We start from the raw sequence: 25,965 nt of genomic DNA, 5'->3' as shown, positions 1-25,965 counted from the left end.
ATATTACTTTCGAATTCATACCATCTCTAATTATAGCATAAAAAATCACCTTTTTTCTCCTAGATCAAGCACAAAAAAACTAGGGGGATATGCGCCCTAGTCATTCCTTACTCTTCTGTCTCACCTGCTAGGAATTCTGGATGAATATCCTCTAACTCCTCATCCACTTCTTCTTCCCACTCGTGATCATCTTTTTCTTTCCAGCTTGAATCGACCTCTACGACAATTTTTGTTTCACCGACTACCTCAGCAATGAATTCACGCTCTGCCTGAACGATAATTTTATTGCCATTTGGAGAAATGGTCACTTCTAAGCAATTGGGCTGCTGCAATACTTTCGCAATTACTTCGTGCTCATCATCAAGGAAATTTTTATCTTTATATCTCAGTTTAATGATGTCTACATACTTCACACGCTCTGTGACGACTTCTGTTTTCGTGTTGTCGGCGTAAGAGTACCATACGTTAATATCAAATGTTCCTTCGATCTCAACGGTTTTACCGACCTTTTCAGCATCATACTTATGATTAATGATCCAACCACCTAGGATGCTGGTTGGTTTTTGCGATGGAGAAATGGTGTGTGTGCTTTGGGTGAATTTCCTCCCTTTTGCAACCACCGCTTTTGTAATAATTTCTCTGTATTCAGACATTCCGGCATGCCTCCTTGTTCTTGATCGTTTTATCTTATGCTGGGCATTCGTCTAGTGTGTCACGATTTTGAACTTCATGTTCAATTAAATTCATTTCTGTTTCAGTGTATGCATGGTCGCCCATAAACTTGCCTTGAAAATTGGAAAAGTTGGAGAGTGGGAGGTTTGGAGGTTGATTGGAATAGAAGGTTGTGGTTTAATGATGAAGTCACAGTCCCTTTAGGAGGGGCTATTTATAAAAATCAACATTCGGTTTTCTTTATATTTAAAATTAGATTTAAAAATAATAAAGAATATCATTAAAAATATATCCACCTTTTTTTAGTTTGTATTACGTGTTTTATGAAGAAATAAGGTAACCATAGAAAATAAAAAAGGGGCTGTGACATCAACAATTTGTTGATGTCACAGCCTATAAAATATAAATTACATATAAGGTGAAGTGAGTTTTTAGTGATCACAAAGATCTCACCTTTAATGAGGTATTATGCGGTTTTCTACTATTCCGTATTAATTTTCCTTAATATTAGATCGCAAGAAATCTCATCTATTTCTGTTATTCATGACTTATAGCAACATTTAAGCGTTAATAAACCTATAATGCCAAGGGATTTTAAATACTAAACTACAAATTACAAATAAATAAGAGTACACAAACAAAAAACCCCGCATCTGCGGGGTTTTCTCATTTAATGGAGCAACTTGGTGATGAGTTTTTTACTTTTGAACCGGTTTCTCCTAATAAGAGATCACCGCCGGTTGAAAGAATGATTTCATCTGTTACTTGATTCGAAATTGTGTGCGCTACAAGCTGAAGCAGGGAATTGACTTCCATTTGTGATTCTTTGAATTCTTGAATCACTGGGATGTCATCCAGTTCTTCTTGCAGGGCATCGATTTTTTCTTCGACTTGCTTTAAGGCTTCATGTTTGCCGTAATGCTTTAAGTTCACAGCTTGTTTTTGAAGCGCCTTAATTTGATTAATAATCGTTGAAATTTTTGTATTTTCATTGATTTGCGCTTCTGCTTTTTTGAAGAAATCAACTTCTTCAGTTTCAGAAATCATTTTAGCGAGCTCTCTTGCACGCTCGACAATCTCTTTCTTTGAATAAAGTGTCATTTTAATTCACCTCGATAGCTTCTCCAACCATTTCTCCGTCAAGAGACCAAGTTTTGGCTTGTGTGATTTTCACTTTGACGATGTTGCCAATCGCTTCTTTTGGTGCTTTAAAATTCACAAGCTTGCTTTTACTTGTATATCCGGCTAGGATCTCAGGGTTGTTTTTACTTTCACCCTCTACTAATACTTCGACAATCTGCCCTTCATATTCCTTCATTTTTTTCGCAGAAATTTCATTCACAAGTGCATTTAGGCGCTGCAGACGTTCTTTTTTCACACGCATTGGCACGTTGTCTTTCATTTTCGCTGCCGGCGTTCCTTCTCTTGGAGAATAAATGAATGTATAAGCAGCATCAAACTCAACCTCGCGATAGAGGGAAAGTGTTTCTTCAAACTGCTCATCTGTTTCATTTGGGAATCCCACAATAATGTCCGTTGTTAATGAAGCATTCGGCATAGCTTCTTTGATTTTGCGCACAAGATCAAGGTAACGCTCACGGTCATATTTTCTCGCCATAAGCTTCAGCACAGAAGAACTTCCGGATTGAACTGGCAGGTGAATATGATCGAGAAGATTTCCGCCCTTGGCTAAGACTTCAATTAAGTGATCATCAAAATCACGCGGGTGACTTGTTGTAAAACGGATACGCGGAATATCAATTTTTCGCAGCTCATCCATCAGGTGGCCAAGACCATATTCCATATCTTCAAAATCTTTTCCATATGCATTCACGTTTTGACCAAGAAGGGTAATTTCCTTATATCCTTCTGCTGCTAAACGTCTGACCTCTTGAATAATTTCATCTGGGCGGCGGCTTCTTTCCTTGCCGCGCGTGTAAGGCACGATACAGTATGTACAGAATTTATCACAGCCGTACATAATGTTCACCCAGCCCTTGATTTTACCTTGGCGGGCTCTTGGAAGGTTCTCAATCACGTCGCCTTCTTTTGACCAAACCTCAATGACCATTTCTTTTGAAAGGTAGCATTCAGATAACAGCTCTGGCAGGCGGTGAATGTTGTGCGTGCCGAAAATCAAGTCAACAAATGGGTGTTTCTTCAAAATACGGCTCACGACAGATTCTTCTTGTGACATACATCCGCAGACACCTAAAATTAAATCTGGCTTTTCACGTTTTAATGCTTTTAAATGTCCAAGCTCTCCAAACACTTTATTTTCTGCATTTTCACGAATAGCACAAGTGTTTAATAAGATGACATTTGCATCTTCCGTTGAGTTTGTTGGTTCATAGCCAAGCGCCATAAAAATACCAGCCATCACTTCTGTGTCATGCTCATTCATTTGACAGCCATATGTGCGAATATAAAACTTGCGGCCGTTTCCTAACCCTTGAAACTGCTCGTCAATTTGAAATTGATTGTATTCGACTTCTTCTTTACCCCGTTTTTTTGCATCTTTTAAGGAAGGCGGAATGTACACAGCTTCAAAATATTTGCTGTAGTCCTTCTCGGATTTTTTGTCCGATGAACTTACTTGTCCGCTCGCTTTTCTCTGCTCTTCATTCATGAATTTGTACTCCTTTCAAACCAAGTTCCACCCTACAGTATAGACTATTTTGTGATGAATTGAAAATAAATCATATACGGTTCTTCTATGAAAATTGCCTATTAGTCATAACCATTTTTCACAAAAAGAAAAAAGAGAGCCTGCGCTCTCTCAATCAAGTATGTTTAGTTTTTTTGCTTCTTCTTCAATGATTGTCAGTGCCCGGTCTAGTTCTTCTTTTGTGTGCTCGGCTGTGATGATGGCTCTAATTCTTGCCTTGCCTTTTGCTACAGTTGGGAAGGCGATGCCTTGGGCAAACACGCCTCGTTCTATTAAAGCCTTTGAGAAACGAAAAGTAAGTGCTTCGTCTCCAATCATGATTGGGATAATCGGTGTCTCTGTTCGGGCGACTTGAAATCCAAGGCTGATGACTTTTTCTTTAAAATAAGCGGCGTTCTCCCAAAGTGTATCGATTCGCTCCGGTTCATCTAACAGCACTTCAATCGCTTCTTCACACGCTCTAGTCACAGCTGGCGGATGAGAGGTGCTGAATAAAAACGGTCTTGCTTTATGCTTTAAATAATCAATTAAAACCGCTGAACCAGCCACATAGCCGCCGAGCACTCCGACAGCCTTACTAAGTGTCCCGACCTGAATGTGCACTCTGCCGTCGAGTTTAAAATGGTTGACCGTTCCGCGGCCATTCTCACCAAGCACGCCCGAGGCATGCGCATCGTCTACCATCACAAATGCATCATATGCTTCTGCGAGCCTGACGATCTCAGGAAGTGGCGCGATATCTCCATCCATCGAGAACACACCGTCTGTAACGATGAGGCGGACGCGGTAATTCATTGATTTTTTCAAAATCTTCTCCAGCTCTTCCATATTGGAATGACTGTATACCTTTTTATCTGCTTTTGTTAATCGGATGCCATCAATAATTGAGGCATGATTCAGTTCATCTGAAATGACAATATCATCTTTTGTCAAGATACTGGATAAGACCCCTTGATTGGTCGTAAAGCCTGATTGGAACACAAGTGCTGCTTCTGTCTTTTTAAATGCAGCAAGCTTTTTTTCAAGACGTTCATGCATCGTCATTGTGCCGGCGATGGTACGTACAGATCCTGTACCCGCACCGAATTCATCGATTGCCTCTTTTGCTGCTTTCATCAGCCTTGGGTGTGAGGTGAGCCCTAAGTAGTTATTTGAGGAGAGTTGTATGACAGATTGTTCATTTAATGTAACAGTGGATGATTGTTTTGAGTCGATCTCTTTCAAAATTTGATGGGTGCCTTGCTGCTTCATTGTTTCCAATTCATCTTGTAAATACGTGAATTCTTTCATCATTTCTTCCCCCTTTGATATGATGGCATCATCAGTACGACTTTTCCGCACGTACCGCTCTGCATAAGTTCAAATCCCTTTTGGAACTCTTCAAATGGCAGTGTATGAGTGACAACTGGCTTTACATCAATGGTATTCGTTCTTAATAGCTCAGATACTTGACGCCACGTCTCAAACATTTTTCTCCCCGTGATCCCTTGCACGGTTAATCCCCTAAAAACAATTTGATTCGTAATATCAATTGTCACTGGTCGTTCTGGCAAGCTTAGTATATTGACTTTTCCTCCATTTGCACAAGCTTCAAGTGCTTGATTAATGGCAGCTGGATGACCTGACATCTCACATATCACGTCTGCCCCTTCCATCCGCGTGAGCTGCTTAATCATGACGACTGGATCATCTTTTCCAATATCCACGATATGATCTGCACCCATTTTTCGGGCAAGATCGAGCCTGTATTCATTTTTATCAACAGCGAACACTTGAACAGCTCCGGAGGCTTTTGCAACAGCGATTGCCATTAAACCGATTGGTCCGCAGCCAAAAATCGCCACTGATTTACCTGAAACAGGTGTGTGCATTACAGTATGAACAGCATTTCCTAGCGGCTCTTGTATAGAGGCAAGCTCAACCGGCATTTGAGCTGTATTGTGCCACACATTTTGTTCAGGTACTTTGACATATTCAGCAAAACAGCCATCAATGTCTACCCCTAAAATTTTCGTTTCACTGCACAAATGCTGCTGCCCTGTTAAGCACATATAACATTGATTACATACAACATGCGTCTCAGCCGATACAAAGTCCCCTACCTTTGCTCGTGAGACTTGCTTCCCCACTTTAACAACTTCCCCTGTAAATTCATGTCCAAAAATGTAGGGCGCTTTGACTCTTCCCTTAGCCCAGTCATCCCAATTATAAATATGCACGTCTGTTCCGCATATCGAAGTGGCTTTCACTTGGATTAAAACTTCATGATCTTTGATTTCTGGAATCGGCATCTCCATCATCACCGCTCCGTAAGCGCTTTCTTTTTTAACAATTGCTTTCATCGTTCCACACATGACGTACAACCCCTTTGTTAAAAAACTTCTCCCAATCAGATTTTAACACGACTTATTTTAGCCGTAAATACCACTGTCTACTGGAAAAAGACAAATGAACACCCCGCATATTTTTTTGGATATTTTTCGAAAAAAAAAGCAAATCTCCTTTCGAGCGGAGATTTGCTTTCATCGTCAGCGTTTCTTTGAAACGGCAACATATAGGGCTGGCACAATGAATAATGTCAGTATTGTTGAGAAAAAGACACCAGATACAATGCAGATGGCCAGCGGCTTAAAGAGTGGATCATGACTTAATGCAACAGGCATTAGTGCAACAAGTGCCGTAAATGCTGTTAAGAGAATCGGTCTAATCCTTGCTCTTCCTGCTTCAATGACAGCTGTCTGTTGATCAAACCCTTGCTTGCGCCGCTGCTCAATAAATTCGAAGAGGACGACCGCATTTCGGACGACAATACCAGCCAATGAGACAATTCCCATTGTTGCCATAAAGCTGAATGGTGTTTGTGTGACAAACAGTCCAATAATGGCTCCTGATACGGCTAAGTAAACCGTTCCTAGAACTAACAGCGGAAGCATCAATGAATTGAACTGGAATGCGATGGTCACATAAATGAGCAGCAAGACAACTGCAAATAAGAGACTAATTTCAATAAAGAACTGGGTCTGATTTTCATTTTCTCCACCTTGTGAAATGGTCAAATCCTTCGCTGCAGCACTTTTTCCTACTTGATTGACGACTTCTTTCATATCGTCTTTAAACGAATCTGATGCACCGGGATACGCCTTCAGCGTAATGGTCGGCACTCCATTTTCATGTGGAATGCTTTCGTACTGCTCTGTTTCTTTTTCTTTTACATATCGGCTAAGCGGTTCAAGTTGAGGCATACCGCCTTCATTTGTCTTCACAGGCACATTCATTTCTTTTAGCTTTAAACCATTTTGATGTGTGCCTATATCCTGTTTCACCACTAAATCGATATCATTTGTTCCTTGTTGAAAGGTACCTAATGGAATCCCTTCTGTCACAAGACCAAGCTGTCTGCTGACAAATTGAGCACTGAGCCCATCCTCTGCCATCCGCTCACGGTTTAATTCAAAGGAGATCGTTTTCACCGGCTGATTGACATCGTCCGTAATCAAGCTTGCCCCTTTGTCTTTCATTTCATTTGTCAGTGTTTCTTTGACATCAATGAGCTTTGAAAAAGAGTCACCCGCAACCGTTACTGTCACTGGCGCTCCAGTTGGCGGCCCTTGTACAATGGTTTTCATAAAGATTTCAGCCTCTTTGAATGTCTCTCGCAAAGGCTCGGTCATACGATCTATTAATACCTTACTTGTCATCTGATCATTGTCTACTCTCACGACAACCTGACCTGTGTGGTCACTTGCATTTGAAATACTTTCATTAAACAGGTTCGGCACACCGCCGCCTGCAAAAATCGCCGTTTCTTCAATGCCTTTTTGCTGTTTGATCTCTTGTTCTATTTTCTTTAGTGTTTCATTTGTTTGGTCTAATGTTGTTTCACTTGGAAGCGTGACAGTGACGACCACTTCTTTCTTATTCGCCGCAGGGAAAAATTCAAATGGTGTGACGAAAATAAGTAAAAAGGCTAGGCTTGCAACGAGCAAACCACTTAGTCCAATAACGAGCGGCCGCTTCACAATGTTTGTCAGCACACGGTCTGCATAGAAATCAGCCAGCCTTTTTAATGGTTTCCCTAGGAATCCCGGCTCTTTTTGACTGTTTTTGTTCTTTCTTTTCCGGTTCACAGTATATTGATAGACCGGTACAAGTGTCAGAGAGATCACCATGGACGCAAGCACAGTGGTAACTAGAACAGACGGTAATGCCCGAATAAATGAACCGTTTGCACCTGATAGGAATACAAGCGGCAGGAAGGCAAACACAACAGCTAGTGTTGATGTCAAAATGGACCCTGCGACTTCTTTCACCCCTGCAATTGTTCCTTTAAGCGGACTTTCGTATTTTTTCATTTGTCTTAAAATATTATCATTGACGACTATGGCATCATCGACAAGTATCCCTAAAGCAATGATAAAGCCGATGATCGAAATTTGATTGAGGTCCACTTGTAAAAATGGCAGCGGAATCGTTCCAATTGTAATGGATAGCGGAATGGCGAGTGAAACGATAAACGCCCCGCCAATCGTGAGTCCAAGTGTGGTAACAATTATGACCGCAATGACCGCAACAATGGCTTCTTTTATTAAATCATTGAAAATGGTATCCACTTCACTTTTTTGTGAATAGTAGTCTACCCACTCCACCCCATTTGGCAGCTGCTTTTCTTTCTCAATGACATCACTGACTTTGTCATACATTTTAGGAATATCAAGCCCTGGTTTAATATTCACAGTAAATGAATAAGCGGGCTTTCCGTTATACGACACAATATCACTTTTCTGTTTTTCTACTTCTTTTAAACTGCCAAGCTGACTAATTGTGACCGGCTCTCTTTTCGTTTTTGAGAAAAGCTCAATTTTTTTAACCTGATCTAAGCGGTCATATGTATCGATGGACAGCTTCACCTTCTCTTTGCCTGCCCGAATATCGCCTAGTGGAGATGTGTCAAATTCCTGATTGATGGCATTTGTGACATCAGTTACATTGAGCCCTTCACCCTCCAGCTTGTTTGAATCTAAGTTTAATATCGCTTGTTTGTCATTGAAGCCTTTGATAACGACACTGTCTACCCCTTTGATGTCCTCTACTTTTTCCTTCAATGCACGCAGCGATTGCTGACTCTTTGCTAAGTCCGATGATTCACTCGACACAATCATATAAGAGCCAACCGGCACGCTGCCGAATTCATCCTTTACTTCCGGCTCCATCACCCCGTCAGGAAAAGACGACGCAGCACTAGTGGTTTCATTTTTAATTTGACTTGCCACCTTTTGAAAGTCGGCTTGGTCCTCAATTTCAAGCACAATATTTGAGAAACCAATGGCAGAAACCGAGCTCGTTTTCTCTACACCGTTGATATCAGATAGGGCTGATTCCAGCTTATTGGTGACATCTCTTTCCACCTGTTTTGCATCTGCACCAGGAAAAACGGTAGAAATCGTGACGAGATTCGCCTCAAATTCTGGCAGTTCTCGTTTAGGAAGCTGCGCGAATAAATAGCCGCCAGCAATGAGAACGATAAAAAATAAAATAAAAACAAGCTTTCCTCTTTTCAAAAAAGCTTCGAACATTATTTCACCTACTTAAATATTTATTTTTGATGAAGTAAATTCAACTTAATCTTAATTTATCATCATGGTGAAAAAATGCAAGCTCTAATATGTCATTTTTATCTATTTCACGAACTGAATATGTTATATAAGAAATGTATAGCGGTAAACAAAAACAACCTGCTTACATGATGTAAGCAGGTTGAAAATAATAAAATTAGAATTATCGTGGCTCAACAATCAATTTGATGGCTGTTCTTTCTTCTCCATCGATCAGAATGTCAGTAAAGGCTGGAATGCATATCAAATCCACTCCGCTTGGCGCGACAAATCCCCTTGCAATGGCGACAGCCTTAACCGCCTGATTCAGTGCTCCAGCGCCGATTGCTTGTATTTCCGCTGCACCGCGTTCACGTAAAACGCCGGCTAATGCTCCTGCTACTGAATTCGGATTTGACTTTGCTGAAACTTTTAAAATTTCCATTTCTGCTCCCCCTTAAATTTACAATGGATAAGTGAGTGTTCATTAGAACAATCTTTGTTAGATGATGCTATTTTTTTGAAAATCCATCCCCAAAATGTTTTTCAAAAATAGCAGGCTACCTACCATTTTTACTATATTCACGATAGAGGGCGCATATTCCTTCTTTCTGATTAATATTTTTCTGAAATAAATATGTGAACATTTATTCAAAGAAAATATGGTCATCATTTATCAAAATTCGATCAATTTTGACAGCTTTTTTCGACTGTTCGTCAATTTCTACGATTACTGCACTTAACGTCGTGCGGCCTTCTGCAATTTCAAACCGGACTGGGAGACTTGTTTTGAATCGTTTAATGATCGTTTCTCGGTCAACACCTAAAATGCCATCATAAGGTCCTGTCATCCCGACATCTGAAATATACGCAGTTCCTTTTGGCAATACGCGGTTATCTGCTGTTTGAACATGTGTATGCGTGCCAACGACACATGATGCACGGCCGTCTGTATACCAGCCCATCGCCTGCTTTTCACTTGTGGCTTCACCATGAAAATCAATAAATATAAACGGTGTCCGTTTGGATGCTTCCGCAATTAATTCATCTACTTTTTGAAATGGGCAGTCAATTGGCGGTAAAAACGTACGTCCTTGCAGGTTGATGACAGCCAATTCTTTTCCTTGTTTTTTAATAAACGTGAGACCTTTTCCAGGTGTGCCTTCTGGGAAGTTAGCAGGACGGACCATATTAGCTGCATCATCGATAAAATCGAAAATGTCTCTTTTATCCCATGTATGGTTGCCCATTGTGAGCACATCAGCTCCTGCTTGCAGCAGCTCATGATAGATTTTTTCAGTCAGACCTTTCCCGTGAGCAGCATTTTCTCCGTTGACAATGGTAAAGTGCGGCTGATATTTTTTCTTCAGCTTTGGCAAGTATTCTTTCAGTGTGTCTCTGCCAGGTGAACCGACAATATCTCCAACAAATAATATTTTCATGCGCTTTTGAACCCTTTCTCTTTTAAATTGATCTTCTTATCAGTGTTGCATATTTACACAAAAAAATAAAGCGGCGCTAAGCGCACCGCTCTATTTTGCATACTCTACTGCGCGAGTTTCTCGAATGACTGTCACTTTAATGTGACCAGGGTAATCGAGCTCGTCCTCAATTCGCTTACGAATATCCCTTGCTAGACGGTGAGCTTCAAGATCATTAATTGAATCTGGCTTCACCATAATACGTACTTCACGTCCAGCCTGTATCGCAAACGATTTTTCAACACCTTCATAAGATTCAGAGATATCTTCTAATTTTTCAAGTCTCCGAATGTAATTTTCAAGCGTCTCACTTCTTGCACCAGGGCGTGCTGCTGATAATGCATCAGCTGCCGCAACAAGAACAGCGATAATAGATGTCGGTTCTTGGTCACCGTGGTGAGAGGCAATACTGTTGATGACAACAGGATGCTCTTTATATTTCGTCGCAAGCTCAACGCCAATTTCTACGTGGCTTCCTTCTACTTCGTGATCAATGGCTTTTCCAATGTCATGCAGAAGACCTGCTCGTTTAGCAAGCTTTGCATCCTCTCCAAGCTCTGAAGCCATGAGACCTGCAAGATGTGCAACCTCAATTGAATGCTTCAGGACATTTTGTCCATAACTTGTACGGAATTTTAAGCGTCCGAGAATTTTGATCAGATCCGGATGCAGACCGTGAACTCCGACTTCGAATGTCGTTTGCTCACCCATCTCGCGGATATAATCATCGACTTCACGGCGTGATTTTTCCACCATTTCTTCAATTCGTGCAGGATGAATGCGGCCATCCTGGACTAGCTTGTCCAGAGCTATCCTCGCTGTTTCACGTCTAATCGGATCAAAGCCCGATAGTATAACAGCTTCAGGTGTATCATCTATGATCAAGTCAATACCTGTTAACGTTTCTAACGTACGGATATTTCGTCCTTCACGTCCGATAATACGACCTTTCATCTCATCATTTGGAAGATTGACTACAGATACCGTTGTTTCAGCCACATGATCAGCTGCACAACGCTGTAACGCAAGTGAAAGAATATTTTTCGCCTTTTTGTCAGCCTCTTCTTTCGCTCGGTTTTCAGATTCTTTCGTCATGACTGCAATGTCGTGGGAAAGCTCATTTTCAACTTGATCCAGAATGATTTGTTTCGCTTCATCTCGAGTTAGACTTGAAATACGTTCCAACTCGGCTTTCTGCAAACGAATCATATCATCCACTTTGCTTTCCATCTCTTCAATATGTTGTTGTCGTTCATTCAGAGAATGATCTCTCTTCTCCAACAGGGACTCCCGTTTATCTAAAGATTCGTCTTTGCGATCAAGATTTTCCTCTTTTTGAAGTAAACGGTTTTCTTGTCTTTGAAGCTCATTTCGTCTTTCACGAACTTCTTGCTCCGCCTCTACACGAAACGAATGAATTTCATCTTTCGCTTCCAAGAGCGCTTCTTTCTTCAATGCTTCCGCATCACGCTTTGCATCCTCAACAATTTGTTCGGCCATGTTTCTTGCGCCGGATATTTTTGCTTCTGCAATGGTTTTACGAACAAAGTAGCCAACAACTAAACAGATTAGGCTCAGCAAAATGGAGATGATCGTAAACATCGTAGGCGACATATTTTCACCTCCTCTTGCTATGAACTTGGTTTTACAAATAAAGTGTCGGCATGTACATTGTTTTGTGTCTCAACATACAGGGCCTTCACAGGGAATGAGATCCTCACTGCCCTTGTCAAGTTTAAATTAGTTATCAATCATGTTAAGAAAAACAAGTGATACATTCCCATTGTAATTGTGTCGGAAATACTTGTCAAGCTAGCTATCTTAGCGTTTGCAAAAGCAGATCAGAATTATTCTTGATTCAGCAGCTGATATACTTTATTGTTCACTTGGCCCAGTTTAGTGTTATTTTGTATATTTGAGAACAAAACAACGATGGTTTGCCCAGATTTGCTAAAGCTGTTCAAAATGTTGAAGCCCGGCATGACACCATGGTTTGAATAGCTACCGGGAGCAACATAAAATCCCATTCCGTATGTGGAGCTGCTTCCTGGCGTAAACATCTTTTTATAGCTCTTCTGTGAATACAGTTTGCCGTCTATCAGGGCTTGGTCAAATTTGTACATATCTATAGCACTCATATAAATATCTCCAGCACCGTAAAGCTGAGATAGATCGGGCATATACGGTGTAACCGCTTTGCTGCCTTTCAGCTTATACCCGACAGCAGGATAAGGTTCTTTTTCATATGTTTTGTAAAAGCCTGCATGCGTCATTCCCGCCGGTTTAAAAATATGATTCGTTATATATTGTTCATAGGACTCACCGCTTACTTCAGCCACAATATAAGCAAGAACAGAATAGTTGGAATCCTTGTAGCCCCATATGCCCGGCTGCCGATGAATTCCCTGACGTTCTATGTCTTTTATTAATTCGTCCGGAGTAATTGCGCCATTTCCTTCAATATGTCCGTTTATTCCCGATGTATGTGTCAGCAGATTTTTCAAAGTAATCGTTTGTCCGTTAGGGAAATGAGGTAAATACGTGCTTACCGGAGCACTTGTCTGAAGTTTCCCCTTTTCCTCAAGCTGCAAAATAGCGGTTGCAATCAGCGCTTTTTGTGACGAACCGACATAAAAAGATGTTAATGGATTATTTTGAATTTTTCGTTTACGGTCTGCATAACCAAAACCTTTATTTGTTACAATTTCTCCATTTCTAACAATCATGGCTGTTCCGCTGAAACCGATCTCATTTAAATAACTGCTGATTTTGTGATTGCGGTCCACTGTTTTGATTTGTTTCTCTGATATTTTGGCGGTTTTCCTTTTAACTTCTTTTTTCTGGCTATTTTCTAAAGCTACTGCAGTTTTTTGAAACGGGTTTTTCTCTTCACTATTTCGATGAAGCACATTCCACATCGTTAAGCAAATCGTCGCTGCTAAAAAAACAAGCACAAGTTTTCCCCTCTGACTCGGTTTTCTCCCTCTGCGTTTGGCAGTTCTTCTGCGGGTCGGGCTTGTCATTATTTTTTCCTCCCAAAATAAATTCCATTTTGTACACTTTAGACGGATGAAGTACTGAAAAAGTTGTCGAAAGTTTTTTGCAAAATAAAAAAGGCTGAGTTTTTTCACCCAGCCTTTTTTATCATTTCATACTAATTTTATTTTTATTCTAATTCTAATTGTTCTAGCGCCTCTTCAGATTCCTGCTGCGTTACTCCGTTAGTATCCAAGCCGTAATGTTCGCGAATTTGCTCCTGGATCATCAGCATGATATCTTTATTTTCTTTTAGGAACTGTTTCGCATTTTCACGGCCTTGTCCAAGACGTTCCTCTTGGTAAGAATACCAAGCACCGCTCTTTTGTACGATATCAAGCTCGCTTCCAAGGTCGATGATTTCTCCCTCTTTTGAGATCCCTTCACCGTACATAATATCTACTTCGGCAATACGGAATGGAGGTGCTACTTTGTTTTTGACCACTTTAATTCTCGTTTTATTCCCCATAATGTCATTGCCTTGTTTCAGCTGTTCAGCACGGCGCACTTCTAAACGAACAGACGAATAGAACTTCAGCGCACGTCCACCTGGCGTTGTTTCAGGGTTACCGAACATGACCCCAACTTTTTCACGAATTTGGTTAATAAAGATGGCAATTGTTTTTGATTTATTGATAGCACCTGATAGTTTACGAAGTGCTTGGGACATCAAACGTGCTTGAAGACCAACGTGTGAATCACCCATATCTCCTTCAATCTCTGCTTTTGGTACAAGAGCAGCTACAGAGTCAATAACAACAATATCAACTGCCCCGCTGCGGACAAGAGCTTCTGCAATTTCAAGTGCTTGCTCTCCTGTATCCGGCTGAGAAAGTAACAATTCATCAATGTTGACACCTAGTTTTTGAGCGTAAACTGGATCGAGTGCATGCTCTGCATCAATAAATGCAGCTTGTCCTCCCTGCTGCTGAACTTCAGCAATGGCATGAAGGGCTACTGTCGTTTTACCAGAACTCTCTGGACCATATACTTCGATAATACGGCCGCGGGGATATCCGCCTATTCCAAGCGCAGTATCAAGTGCTAACGAACCACTAGGTACTGTTGAAATACGTGTATCTGTTTGCTCTCCTAGTTTCATAATAGAGCCTTTACCAAACTGTTTTTCTATTTGTTTAAGAGCCATATCTAAGGCTGCTTGACGATCACTCATTCTATTGTTTCCTCCTTTATCAATTCCACTATCTATACTATACCTTGTTTTACGTCATTTGCCAAGAAAAAAACGAACACATATTCGATTTTTTTCTCGGCAGATTTTTTAAGAAAAGAGTGTTTTCTATTAGAAAAAACGCTCTTTTATAAAGGAGTAAACCTAACAAAAAACAAAATTAACTCTCTTTTAATAAGTTGAGTAAGTGATGCAGACCATATTTCACAGCGCGCTTTCGAATGCCCGACCGGCTACCTGTAAACATCCATTCAAACACGTCCGTCTGGTCTTTCGTAGATAGTCCAATGAACACTTTTCCAACAGGCTGACCCTCTTGGGTATCAGGTCCTGCTACACCCGTAAAGCTAATGCCAATATCACTTCCGGTCAGCTTTCTAACCCCTTCAGCAAGCTCTAAAGCACACTCTTTGCTGACAGCACCATGAGAAGACAGTGTTTCTTCCCGGCAGCCAAGTACCTGCTGCTTGACTTGGTTTGTATAACAAACCACACTTCCGTTCAAAATGGATGATGCTCCTTCGAGATCTGTCAGCCATTCGGAGAACATTCCGCCAGTCAGGCTTTCTGCTGCTGCTACTGTTTTCCCGTGCTCGTGCAAGGCTTTGGACGCTTCGCGGACAAGTGATGTATCACCATATCCGTAGAAGTACTCTCCTACCCGCGCTAAAATTTGCGCTTCTGTTTCTTTTAACAGACGCTCTGTTTCTTTTTCATCCTCATGCTTAGCAGTCAGCCTTAGCGTCACTTCACCGTCAGATGCGAGTGGTGCAATCGTCGGGTTGGTTTGAGCATCAATTAAATCTTCTAGGTCTGTTTCAAGCTGCGATTCACCGATTCCGAAGAAGCGCAGAACAACAGACACGATCTTTTCCTTTAAGCCAAGCTTCTCAGAAATCAGCGGCTTTGCCTCGTTTTCAAACATCGGGTGCAATTCACTTGGCGGTCCAGGAAGAAGCATATAAAACGTATCGTCTTCTTGAATAAACATACCCGGGGCCATCCCGAAACGGTTCACGAGCACATCAGATCCTTCTAGAACGAGTGCCTGCTTACGGTTGTTCGGTGACATAACGCGGCCGGTCTTTCGAAAGTAGTCTTGAATCGATTCAAATGCTTCTTCATTTAGTACAAGCTCTTTCCCAAGCGTGCTCGCAATGGTTTCTTTTGTTAAGTCATCTTTGGTTGGTCCAAGACCACCCGAGAAGATAATAAAATTAGATCTTTCCTGCGCCACCTGAATGGCCTGTTTTAAACGCTCTGGATTGTCACCAACTGCTGTGTGGTAATAAACATTCACACCAATTTCAGCTAGTTGTTTGCTGATGAATTGTGCATTCGTATTCGTAATTTGCCCTAGCAATAGTTCGGAACCGACTGCAATAATTTCTGCTTTTCTCTCTGACTTCAAAGCGTACACGTCCTTTTTAGTTAGAATTCTTTAAAGTTTCCCAGTTTTTTGCAAAGTAATCCCAGCCTGAGACAACAGTGAAGAACACCGCTACCCACATCGCCAGATCACCAAACGGGAATGATACAAGTTCAAACGGCAGGTTATGCAGTAAAAGTGCTGAAATCGCAATGATCTGCGCCCATGTCTTCACCTTTCCAAGCATATTCGCTGCCACTACTTCACCGCCTCCGGCTAATACAAGCCTTAGACCAGTTACAGCAAATTCACGGCTGATGATCACAATCGCCATCCATGCCGGTGTGAGGTTGTATTGAACAAGTATAATTAAAGCAGCTGAAACAAGCAATTTATCTGCAAGCGGATCTAAAAATTTACCAAAGTTCGTCACTAAATTAAGCTTACGTGCGTAGTATCCATCAATCCAGTCAGTTGTTGAAGCGACAATAAACAGGATCGCTCCAACAAGGTGCGTCACTTCGATGCTGACGTCGCCAAAGCGCGCAACACCCCAATCTAGCGGTGCAAGCATAATAATCATAAAAACAGGGATCAAGGCGATCCTAGAAAGGGTTATTTTATTCGGTAAGTTAAACATGAAATCCAATCCTCCAATAATGCAATTTTTTTATGTATATAATAGTAGGAACAAAAGAAAAGTCATCTACTTGCTTAAGATGACTTTTCCTTTCCTTTATTCACAATCACAATGTTTTGTGTCATGGTGTTCTTAGGGTCTAATTCGTACTTAAGTGTCTCGTCATTTACCTTGATATCAATTCCAGACGCATTGCCTAGACGGATATCGACCTGAGAAAGATCAGACAGGTCTGTTTTAAACGATTCGCCATCTTTTAGTTCGCCCATCTTCAACACTTTTCCAGATTCGTCTCTTACACGCAGCCATGAAGCTTGCGAGGCAGAAATTTTTAACTCCATTTCGTCTGCACCTGATACTTCATACGTTGTTGTCGAGCCTTCTGTATTCGTCGCCTTTAATGATACAGTTTCATCGTCTTTTGATGAATCATCTTTTTTAGATGATTTTTCTTTATCATCTGACGAAGCTTTTTCTTTTTTCTTTTGATCTTTTGCAAGAGATGAATCCTTAGATACTTCATATTTAGATTCTGATTGCTGAGGGGCCGCCTGATTATTCTTCTGTCCGCTATCATGATTGACCGCCTGCACGATCACATAAATGATGGCGATGACCACAATGATGCCTCCAATAATTAAAATTGTCGGCAATAGTTCAAGCACTTTCGAGGCAGGCTTTGGCAGCTCTCTTTGCGGCTTAATATTCGATAATTTATCAGATACTTCATCGTTATACGTGCTTGGAACATCTTTACGAAATTCTTCGAACAATTGTTCAGGATTCAGTCCAACGGCTTCGGCATATTGTTTAATAAACGCTCTGACGTAAAATTTACCTGGAATAATATCATAGTTTCCTTGTTCGATTGCTAGCAAATAGCGCTTTTGGATCTTGGTCACCGCCATCAGATCCTCCAGCGACATCCCTTTTTCCTCTCTGGCCTCAACGAGCCGTTTTCCCAATTCAGTCAAAACAAACACCTACCATTACCATATTAAAAATCGAAGCCAGAAAAACCAGAATGATCAAACACTTGTGGTTCTTCAGCGTGTTCATATGTAATCTCTTCGTCTGCGCTATTCCGCAATTCAATGATATAGTCGAAATCATCCATTGTATATTCTGAATTTTGAATAAAGATGTCTGGATGCTCGACCACCTTCGTTGCCGGCAGTCTCATAATTTCCCTTAAAAGTTGCAAATGCTTCTCAGAACCTCTTCTTGTCGACACAATCCCATCAATAATAAAGACGTTATCTGGGCTGTATTCATCTGCGATCAGCTGACTTCGGATCGTCTGTTTCAAAAGAGTTGATGATACAAACAGCCATCTCTTGCTGGCACAAACACTTGAAGCCACAATTGATTCTGTTTTTCCGACACGCGGCATTCCGCGAATCCCAATCAATTTATGTCCTTCTTTTTTAAAGAGTTCAGCCATAAAATCAACAAGAAGACCGAGCTCGTCTCTTTCAAAACGGAACGTCTTTTTGTCATCGGCATCACGCTGTATGTATCTTCCATGACGAACAGCTAAGCGGTCACGCAGCTTCGGCTGTCTTAATTTCGTTACTTTTATCGTTTCCATTGTATTTAAAATTGATTCAAGCCGCTTTATTTGATCTGTGTGGTCACAGCGTAAAAGCATTCCGCGTCTTGATACATCAACACCATTGATTGTCACAATATTAATTGAAAGCATCCCCATTAGAGAAGAAATGTCTCCTAAAAGTCCGGGACGGTTTACCTGTATCTCATATTCAAAATACCATTCGAGCTTTGCCAAATGATATTACCCCCTTCATTGTGGCAAATTTTTACCTTCCTTTATCATAAAGCATTTTCACATTTTTAGAAAGCACAATGTTGTCAAACGGTTAAAATAAAAAGAGAGGCACAATCGACCTCTCTTTTTGTTTAGTGCGAGCTATTATTTTCAACTAGCTTGACCATCATATTTGCAATGGCACGCTGCTCATCTTCTGATGCAACGCTCCAAAGGTCAGCAAGTACTCTTTCCTGCTCGTTCTTTGCGTCAACTTCGTTAGCTAGATATCCGCCAATTTCATACGCAAGGTTATTGATGGTCTCATCTTCTAAACCTTTATCCTGCGCATGATTTAAGCGATCACCTAAAAAGTTTTTCCAATGGTCCCAGTTCTCAAGTACAGACATGTCTATTCCTCCATTCGAAAAGATGAATTACAGCCATAGCTTTTGTCATGGAGAGACGAATTATACACGTTTTTTAACAGTACCAGCCGCCATTGACAGATAAAATTTGACCTGTGATATAACTTGACTGTTTTGAGGCGAGAAACCAAATGACATCTGCAACTTCCTCAGGGGATGCAAGCCGACCAAGCGGAATTTCTTCTTCCAGCATTGTGATGTCTTCCTGCGTAAAACGATTCATCATGTCTGTTTTGACAGCACCTGGCGAGACAGCATTTGCTCTAATTCCACTTGGAGCAAGCTCTTTTGCTAATCCTTTGATAAACGCATTTTGCGCACCTTTGACCATGCTGTACAGCACTTCACACGATGCTCCCGTTTCTCCCCATATCGAGCTGACCGCAATGATATGGCCTGCTTTCTTTCGAATCATGGCGGGTAAAAGGGATTGGGTAAGCTCATATGGACTTGTGACATGAAGCTGCACCATACTGGCTAATACGTCTTTTTCTGTGTCTGTCACCAATCCGACATGGCTTCTGCCGCTATTTAAAACAAGAATATCTGGACAGAGCGGCAGACGGCTGACAAGCTCATCTGCTCCGCCCGTTTTAGATAAATCTGCTTGAACAACGTGCGTTTGAATGGAATATGCCTCATCCAAATGAGCGGCGAGGCGCATAGCTGCCTGTTCATTTTTATGATAATGGAGCATCACATGGCAGCCTTCTTGGGCAAGCTTTTTCGCTGCTGCCTGCCCAATCCCGCCACTGGCACCTGTTATCAGCGCCCAACGACTCATCACATTGATTCCTTCTTTCTATATAGAATACCTATTCTTTTCGTTTAAATGGGAACCAGTTGGCTGATCCGAACAATTTCACCATCACAGGTACGAACAATGGTAGCACAACGAGTGCGTACAGTAAAAGTCCTGTAAGGACAAGTGTTGCAATCTGCAAGAGAGACAGCACACCTGATGGAAGCATGGCGGCAAATGTTCCTGCCAAAATAACAGCAGCAGACATAATGACAGACCCCATATTTTTCATCGATTCAGTCATGGCAAACTGGATGTCTTTTGTTTTGTATTCATTGAACCGCTCCATTAAGAAAATCGAATAATCGACTCCGAGCGCCATTAATATGACAAATCCAAAGAATGGTACAGCCCAGTTAATGCCTGGATATCCGAAGAAATGGGTGAAAATAAATTCTGTTACACCGATTGCTGTAAAGTAAGTCAATATGAGTGAACCTACCAAGTAAAGCGGCATGACAAGCGAACGGAACAAGATCACCAAAATAAGGAAAATACCAATCATCATATAAAGCACTGTCTTATTGAAATCTTGGTCTGACAGTTGTTTCAGATCAGCATTCATACTTGAGACACCTGAGACGCCAAATGAAGCATCTTTTAGGTTTGTTTCAGGAAGTGCCCGCTCGACAGAAGCTTCCACTTGTTTAATCGTCGACAAGGCGTCATTTCCATATGGATTTTTCTCTAAAATGACATCAATCTTTGTCATCTTGCGATCATCTGACATGTACGAATCAAATACTTGCTTGAATGCTTTATTTTTCAAGACGTCTTTTGGAATAAACCAGCCGGCCATGTCTTGATCTGGTGCATTTTTCAGTTCGTCTAAGTAGTCGCCTGCACCCATTAAGCCGCTCGAAATTTTCTCCAGTCCATTTACACTTTTGTTCAGGCCATCTGTCAGCTTGGTCAGGTTATCCCCAAAGCCGCCAATCTTTTCTTTCATTTGCTTTTGGCCATTCATGATGTCGCCCGCTCCATTTGCAAGCTTTGGCATATTGTCGGCTAATTGTCCTTGACCTTTAGACGTTCGATCCAGTCCATTTTCAACTGCATCTAAGCCAGCAATGAGTTCATCGATTTGATTCGTCAAGACTTTTTGCTGCTCAGAAGCTTTTGCGATAAAGGCATCAGCTGCTTCAAGCTGCTTTCTAGCTTCTTTCGCTTGTTTGGCATAGCTGTCTGCCTGTTTCGCCCCTTCTTGTAAGGTCGCAGAAAGTTCATTGTACGAAGCTTTAATGGCTTGATACGATTGATTTTCTTTTACCTGCGGGATTTGCTTTTCAAGGGTACTAAATTGTGTATTTGCTTGTTTGATTAACGCTTTTACATCTGCTGCGGCAGAGGATGACGTATCCACTTGCGCTAATGCTGCCTTTAATTCTTTGGAAATGCTTTTATATAGTGAAACTTGCTGATTCACTTGTGCGACTTGAGCCATTAATTCCTTTTTTGCACCTTTGATTTCATCTTTAATGGCTGCTACACCTTTTTTATTTTGGTCGATGCCGTTTTGCAATTTTCTTAAGGATTTTTCAACATTTTGAATCCCTGTTTGCACAGATTCTGTACCAGATATCAATTTGTTAATGCCTTTTCCTGATGATTTGATTTGCGGTGTTTGATCCTCAATGGATTGACTCATTGTCGTCAGTGCATCTTGGATGTTTTTCAAGCCCTCATTGCTTTTATCAAGTCCTGTGTTCAGTTCTTTGGCTTGTGATTTCACGTACAGATCACTCAGCCCTTTACCGACAGGACGTGTGGCACTTCTCACTTTACTGACCCCATCTGTTTGTTCAATTGCACGGCTGAGTTTTTCGATGGCAATCAGCCCTTCATTGTTGTCTAAAAGGTCAGATGATTTCACGACCACTGTTGCCGGAAGTGCTTCACCCGGTCCAAACTTATCAGAAATGGTATTGAATGCGTTAACCGATTCGTATTTATTACCAATTTCATCTAAGCTGTTATAAGAAAGAGTTCCTTTATACATGAGAATTGGCGGAAGCGTAATGATTCCTACAATTAATAAGCTGAAAAGCGGTTTCTTAAATGAAAAACGGCCTGCTGTTTCCCACATTTTTGACTGCGGATGGGCAATATCACCTTTAATCGGCCAAAATAACACCTTTCCTAAAACTGCCATAAAGAACGGCACAATCGTGAGAAGAGCTACAATGAGCACAGCAACCCCAACTGCTACTGCAACAGCTGATTTATAAAGCTGGAATTGTGCCAGACCAATACATGTAAAGCCGATCAGCACTGCAATTCCGCTGAATAAGACGGTCTTTCCTGCTGTTTTATACGTAATCAGAATCGCTTCAATTTTATCTTTACCGTGTGCGATCTCTTCCTTAAAGCGGCTGAGAAGCAGTATGCAGTAGTCCGTTCCAATTCCAAACATGATCGCGACCATAAAGATCTGAGTAAAGGTCGAGAGCGGAAAGTCTACATATTTCACTAAATAAGCCACGATTGATTGACTCACCAAGTAAGACAGTGCCACTGCGACTAACGGAACGAAAGGCGCCACAGCTGACCTAAAAACAAGAATAAGGACAACGAGAATAAACCCAATCGTAATGAATTCTGTTTTCTTCAGGCCTTCCTGCGAACTTGTGATAACATCATCATCAATTAACGGCTGCCCTGTCATTTCAAATTTCAGGTTTAAGCTTTTCAGCTTTTCATTGACTCTTTCTTTAAAATCGGACGCTTTGATTTTGTTTGAGTCATATGTAACTGGAACAAGGAGTGTCGTTTGATCTTTAGAGAGCATTTGTTTTTTGATATCTTTATTGGCTTCAAAGTAAGAAGTGATGTCCTCTATGTGGAGATCTTGATCTTTTTCTAAAATATTCATTGCCTTTTTTAAAGATGTTTCTCTTTCTTTCACAATGTTCTTTTCTTGAAAGACAATGACGATTGATTTTTCTGTATCGCCGTTTTCAGACATTTTCTTTAATAACTGATTGGCATATGAGGACGGATAGCCGTCTGGTACAGAAATTTGCCCCTTTTCTTTTGTTAATTGCGCCATATTAGGAGCGGTGATGAGTAACACTGCCGCTAATACGATCCACAAGATCGTGATCAGCCATCTACCCTTTATGATTGCTCTCATTAGTACTTTGTGCCTCCTCTTCGATGATCACTTGATAGATCTTTTCATATGTTTGAATAAATGATTCCATTTCTTTTTCTTCAAGCTTTTCAAAATAAGATCGAACTAGGTCTTGAAGCTGCTTTTCCATTCGGCTGACCACTTCTTTGCCCTCTGGCGTGACGTACAGGTGAACATTCCTTCTGTCAGCTTGATCATGTTCACGAAAAATATAGTTTTTCGTAAAAAGACGATTAGTCATGGATGTTACAGCACTTTTGTTTACATTACATACATTAGCAAGGTCCGTAGATGTACACCCTGGATGTAAATTGATGTATCGAAGCGAGTAATATTGATCAAGCGTCAGCTCTTTATCAAGCTTTTCGGTGATCATACTCGAGACTTTTTTCTCCATCCAGAGATAGACATCTGCATACCTCTGGATGAGCTGGGCAATTTTATTTTGTTCCATACGCTGCTCCTTTTTAGTTTAAGTGTTTAACTATTAAAGAGTTTAACTAATGTCCAAAACAATTGTCAATGAATATCCTTACAAATAAAACGGCTTTTTCAATGAACATAAAAAAGACAAACTCTGCCGATATGAGTTTGTCTTTTTAAATTTATTTTGTTTTTGGGACGACTTTGAAAACAGACATCCGTTCTTCATCAATTTCTTCATCTAAAATTTGCTGAATATCAGCTAATTGAATTTGTTCCAGCATTGTGACGACATCAAATAAGCTCATGTCTAAGAATGCATATCGAGTAAATTGGTTCGCAATATATTCTGGAGAATTCATGGCTTTTAAAAAGCTGCCGATTTTTTTCTTGCGCGCGAGTTCAATTTTCTCTTCTGTCATGAGGCTTTTTGCTTGAAGAAGGGTTTCTTTTAATACCTTTGCAAGTTGATCAGGATCATTTGTATCCCCACCAACTGAAGTGAAGCCAAAGCCGCCCTCTTCTGTATAATCGTAGCTGAATGTTTCATCAATTAAGCCTTTTTCATACATCTGTTCATATTGTAAGGAGCTTTTGCCAAACAGCGTCTCTAAAATGAGGTTCATCCCAAGCTCATGCTTTAGCAGCTGATTTCCTTTTTTATGCGGATTCTTTGTTTTCAAACCGAACATACATTTAGAGCCTTGTACGTTCATTGGAAGTTCGTATTCTTTCCGGTACACACCTTCAGGCTCATTGATGTCTTTTCTTTTGATCTCTGGCTGGTCTGTAAATGGCTTTTTCGCCTGATTCGCTCTGACTTGATCTAAAATTTGCTTCGGATCAACAGGCCCGACGACGAATAGAAGCATATTGCTCGGATGATAGAACGTTTCATAACATTCATACAAATGATCTTTTGTAATAGGGGCAATGCTCTCTACTGTTCCAGCAATATCTATTCTCACAGGATGCTCTTGATATAAATTTTCAATCAGACCAAAGAATAAACGCCAGTCCGGATTGTCATCATACATGTTAATTTCTTGACCAATGATGCCCTTTTCTTTTTCGACTGTTTTTTCAGTAAAATAAGGCTCTTGAACAAAATCAATGAGTGTCTCAAGGTTTTGTTCGACATTTGAGGTGCTTGAGAATAAATAAGCCGTTCTCGTAAACGTTGTAAAAGCGTTTGCGGATGCTCCCTGTTTACTAAATGTATGAAACACGTCTCCATCTTCTTTTTCAAACAGCTTATGCTCTAAGAAATGGGCAATTCCGTCAGGCACTCGAATCATGTCTTCTTTTCCAAGCGGCACAAATTCGTTATCGACAGAGCCATATTTTGTTGTAAAGGTCGCATAGGTTTTGTTAAACCCTTGCTTTGGCAGCACATAGACGTCAAGTCCGCTTTCCATTTTTTCGTGATAGACCGTTTCTTGCAGCTGATCGAATTGAATTGTTTTCACTGTCATGAAGCACCCTCCGTTCCTTTAAGAAAATAGGTCGTATCCCATTCGATTTTCTGACCCACTTTGATGATGTCCTCTTTTGTCACTCGGTCTAATGCTTCTAAAAAGGAATCAAGGGTTTCCCCAGTTGGCACAACGGCATGCTGATACAAATATTCTGCTGTTCCATAAGACGTATCAATCGTTTCAAGCAGTTGGTTTTTGACGACTGCTTTTGTTTGATCAATTGCTTCATCTGAAAAATCACCTTTTTGCATCGCTTCAAATTGTTCTTTGATGATGTCCACTGCCTGCTGGTAGTTGCCGACTTCAATTCCTGACATAACCATCATCAAGCCTTTAAAGCTCTCAAGTCTAGACACAGCGTAGTAAGCAAGACTTGCCTTTTCCCGAACATTAATGAATAGCTTAGAATGCGAGAAACCGCCGAATATGCCATTAAACAAATGCAGTGCCGGATAATCTTTATCCGCAATCGTTGTATGTGTGCGAAAGCCGATATTCAGCTTGCCTTGTTTTACGTCCTCTTCATCAATGACTTCTTTTGGTTCATTTTGAGCTCTTGCTGATTCAGTCTGCGTTTTGACTGGTTCTCTTTCACTTGTTTTAAAGTATTGGGAGACCATTCGGCTGATGTCTTGTTCGTCAACATCTCCGACAACATAAAGATCAAGCTGGTTTGATTGAAGCGCATGCTCATAAGCTTCAAAGAGCGAGTGAGCTGTAATTGCGTCAATGTCTTCCATTTCACCATTGACGTGCAGTGCATATGGTTCACCTTTACACATTTCCTGCACGAGTCTTAAGTTCGAATAACGCATTTTGTCATCATAAACTGCCTGAATTCGCTGTTTTAATGTGCGTTTTTCTTGATCTACATATAATTGACTAAACACTCCTTCTTCAACATACGGTTGGAATAATAGGTCAGATAGTAAGGCAATCCCTTTTTCTAGTAAAGGGGTTTGATCCTTTAAATATTTTTCATTCGCCATTTCTAGGCGAAAGGTAATGATGTGATTCTCACCTTTTTTCGCCATGTCAGCGGAAACGGTTGCTCCATAGAGCTCATCAAAATAGGCACGCAGTGCTCCTGTTTTCGGCATCTTTTCTGTTCCTCTTAACAGCACATGCGGGAAAAGAGAACGCATGGTGACGTCATCTTTGGATAGCGGTGCAAGCATTTTAAAAAGGATTGTCACGGTTTTAAATTTTTCTGTTTTGACAATATGAGTATGAAGACCCGGTGTGTCCAGTGTCTTCTCTTGTAAGTACGTCATGAGAAACCTC

The 25,965-nt window shown here is 40.9% G+C and carries 21 protein-coding genes; all 21 read right to left on the bottom strand.

Features of this window, described 5'->3' with window-relative positions:
• Window positions 1-107: 107 nt before the first annotated feature.
• Window positions 108-653 carry an outer spore coat protein CotE gene (gene cotE / locus BAE31_RS05010; protein ID WP_024424105.1) on the bottom strand — a complete coding sequence of 182 codons (546 nt, stop codon included), beginning with the start codon at window positions 651-653 and terminating at the stop codon, window positions 108-110.
• Between the two features lie 685 nt (window positions 654-1,338).
• The gene (ricA, locus tag BAE31_RS05005) at window positions 1,339-1,773 is read right to left on the bottom strand and encodes a regulatory iron-sulfur-containing complex subunit RicA (protein WP_008358013.1); all 435 of its coding nucleotides are present in this window, start codon (window positions 1,771-1,773) and stop codon (window positions 1,339-1,341) included.
• Between the two features lies 1 nt (window position 1,774).
• Window positions 1,775-3,301: a tRNA (N6-isopentenyl adenosine(37)-C2)-methylthiotransferase MiaB gene (miaB, locus tag BAE31_RS05000; protein ID WP_034281907.1), complete on the bottom strand. Its 1,527-nt coding sequence runs from the start codon at window positions 3,299-3,301 to the stop codon at window positions 1,775-1,777.
• A 150-nt stretch (window positions 3,302-3,451) separates the two neighbouring features.
• Window positions 3,452-4,633, bottom strand: coding sequence for a glycine C-acetyltransferase (locus BAE31_RS04995; RefSeq protein ID WP_139336368.1), 1,182 nt, complete (start codon window positions 4,631-4,633; stop codon window positions 3,452-3,454).
• The gene (tdh, locus tag BAE31_RS04990; protein WP_076839603.1) at window positions 4,630-5,694 is read right to left on the bottom strand and encodes an L-threonine 3-dehydrogenase; all 1,065 of its coding nucleotides are present in this window, start codon (window positions 5,692-5,694) and stop codon (window positions 4,630-4,632) included. Before tdh ends, BAE31_RS04995 begins: the two co-directional genes overlap by 4 nt.
• A gap of 174 nt (window positions 5,695-5,868) precedes the next feature.
• The gene (locus BAE31_RS04985) at window positions 5,869-8,913 is read right to left on the bottom strand and encodes an efflux RND transporter permease subunit (RefSeq protein WP_076839601.1); all 3,045 of its coding nucleotides are present in this window, start codon (window positions 8,911-8,913) and stop codon (window positions 5,869-5,871) included.
• Window positions 8,914-9,115: 202 nt separating this feature from the next.
• Complete coding sequence (gene spoVS / locus BAE31_RS04980; protein WP_003211281.1) at window positions 9,116-9,376, bottom strand: stage V sporulation protein SpoVS; 261 nt, start codon at window positions 9,374-9,376, stop codon at window positions 9,116-9,118.
• Between the two features lie 202 nt (window positions 9,377-9,578).
• The gene (locus tag BAE31_RS04975) at window positions 9,579-10,373 is read right to left on the bottom strand and encodes a TIGR00282 family metallophosphoesterase (protein ID WP_024424109.1); all 795 of its coding nucleotides are present in this window, start codon (window positions 10,371-10,373) and stop codon (window positions 9,579-9,581) included.
• A gap of 90 nt (window positions 10,374-10,463) precedes the next feature.
• Entirely contained in the window at window positions 10,464-12,026 is a 1,563-nt protein-coding gene (gene rny / locus BAE31_RS04970; protein ID WP_003211958.1) for a ribonuclease Y, read from the bottom strand.
• Window positions 12,027-12,259: 233 nt separating this feature from the next.
• Window positions 12,260-13,435 carry a serine hydrolase domain-containing protein gene (locus tag BAE31_RS04965; protein ID WP_076839600.1) on the bottom strand — a complete coding sequence of 392 codons (1,176 nt, stop codon included), beginning with the start codon at window positions 13,433-13,435 and terminating at the stop codon, window positions 12,260-12,262.
• Window positions 13,436-13,578: 143 nt separating this feature from the next.
• Window positions 13,579-14,622 carry a recombinase RecA gene (gene recA, locus BAE31_RS04960; RefSeq protein WP_039178719.1) on the bottom strand — a complete coding sequence of 348 codons (1,044 nt, stop codon included), beginning with the start codon at window positions 14,620-14,622 and terminating at the stop codon, window positions 13,579-13,581.
• Between the two features lie 178 nt (window positions 14,623-14,800).
• Window positions 14,801-16,051: a competence/damage-inducible protein A gene (locus tag BAE31_RS04955; RefSeq protein ID WP_056766509.1), complete on the bottom strand. Its 1,251-nt coding sequence runs from the start codon at window positions 16,049-16,051 to the stop codon at window positions 14,801-14,803.
• Between the two features lie 16 nt (window positions 16,052-16,067).
• The gene (gene pgsA, locus BAE31_RS04950) at window positions 16,068-16,649 is read right to left on the bottom strand and encodes a CDP-diacylglycerol--glycerol-3-phosphate 3-phosphatidyltransferase (RefSeq protein WP_076839598.1); all 582 of its coding nucleotides are present in this window, start codon (window positions 16,647-16,649) and stop codon (window positions 16,068-16,070) included.
• 74 nt (window positions 16,650-16,723) lie between these two features.
• On the bottom strand, window positions 16,724-17,623 hold the full coding sequence (locus BAE31_RS04945; protein WP_056766505.1) for a helix-turn-helix domain-containing protein: 900 nt from the start codon (window positions 17,621-17,623) through the stop codon (window positions 16,724-16,726).
• Between the two features lie 23 nt (window positions 17,624-17,646).
• Window positions 17,647-18,438, bottom strand: a complete 792-nt coding sequence (locus BAE31_RS04940) for a DUF3388 domain-containing protein (protein WP_003211480.1) — start codon at window positions 18,436-18,438, stop codon at window positions 17,647-17,649.
• A 131-nt stretch (window positions 18,439-18,569) separates the two neighbouring features.
• Window positions 18,570-18,827: a DUF3243 domain-containing protein gene (locus BAE31_RS04935; protein ID WP_056766502.1), complete on the bottom strand. Its 258-nt coding sequence runs from the start codon at window positions 18,825-18,827 to the stop codon at window positions 18,570-18,572.
• A gap of 73 nt (window positions 18,828-18,900) precedes the next feature.
• The gene (gene ymfI / locus BAE31_RS04930) at window positions 18,901-19,629 is read right to left on the bottom strand and encodes an elongation factor P 5-aminopentanone reductase (RefSeq protein WP_056766499.1); all 729 of its coding nucleotides are present in this window, start codon (window positions 19,627-19,629) and stop codon (window positions 18,901-18,903) included.
• A 31-nt stretch (window positions 19,630-19,660) separates the two neighbouring features.
• Window positions 19,661-22,780 (bottom strand): MMPL family transporter, encoded by a 3,120-nt coding sequence (locus tag BAE31_RS04925; RefSeq protein WP_056766497.1) that lies wholly within the window; start codon window positions 22,778-22,780, stop codon window positions 19,661-19,663.
• Window positions 22,758-23,234, bottom strand: coding sequence for a MarR family winged helix-turn-helix transcriptional regulator (locus BAE31_RS04920; protein ID WP_041109112.1), 477 nt, complete (start codon window positions 23,232-23,234; stop codon window positions 22,758-22,760). The genes BAE31_RS04925 and BAE31_RS04920 overlap by 23 nt, the downstream gene beginning before the upstream one ends.
• 151 nt (window positions 23,235-23,385) lie before the next feature.
• Window positions 23,386-24,678 (bottom strand): EF-P 5-aminopentanol modification-associated protein YfmH, encoded by a 1,293-nt coding sequence (gene yfmH / locus BAE31_RS04915; RefSeq protein ID WP_025092606.1) that lies wholly within the window; start codon window positions 24,676-24,678, stop codon window positions 23,386-23,388.
• Complete coding sequence (gene yfmF / locus BAE31_RS04910; RefSeq protein ID WP_076839596.1) at window positions 24,675-25,955, bottom strand: EF-P 5-aminopentanol modification-associated protein YfmF; 1,281 nt, start codon at window positions 25,953-25,955, stop codon at window positions 24,675-24,677. Before yfmF ends, yfmH begins: the two co-directional genes overlap by 4 nt.
• Window positions 25,956-25,965: the final 10 nt, after the last annotated feature.

The organism is Bacillus sp. I-2, assembly GCF_001974945.1.
Classification (GTDB): domain Bacteria; phylum Bacillota; class Bacilli; order Bacillales; family Bacillaceae; genus Bacillus; species Bacillus safensis.
The sequence above is the reverse complement of the archived record's forward strand: the minus strand, read 5'-3'. Positions and strand labels throughout refer to the sequence as shown.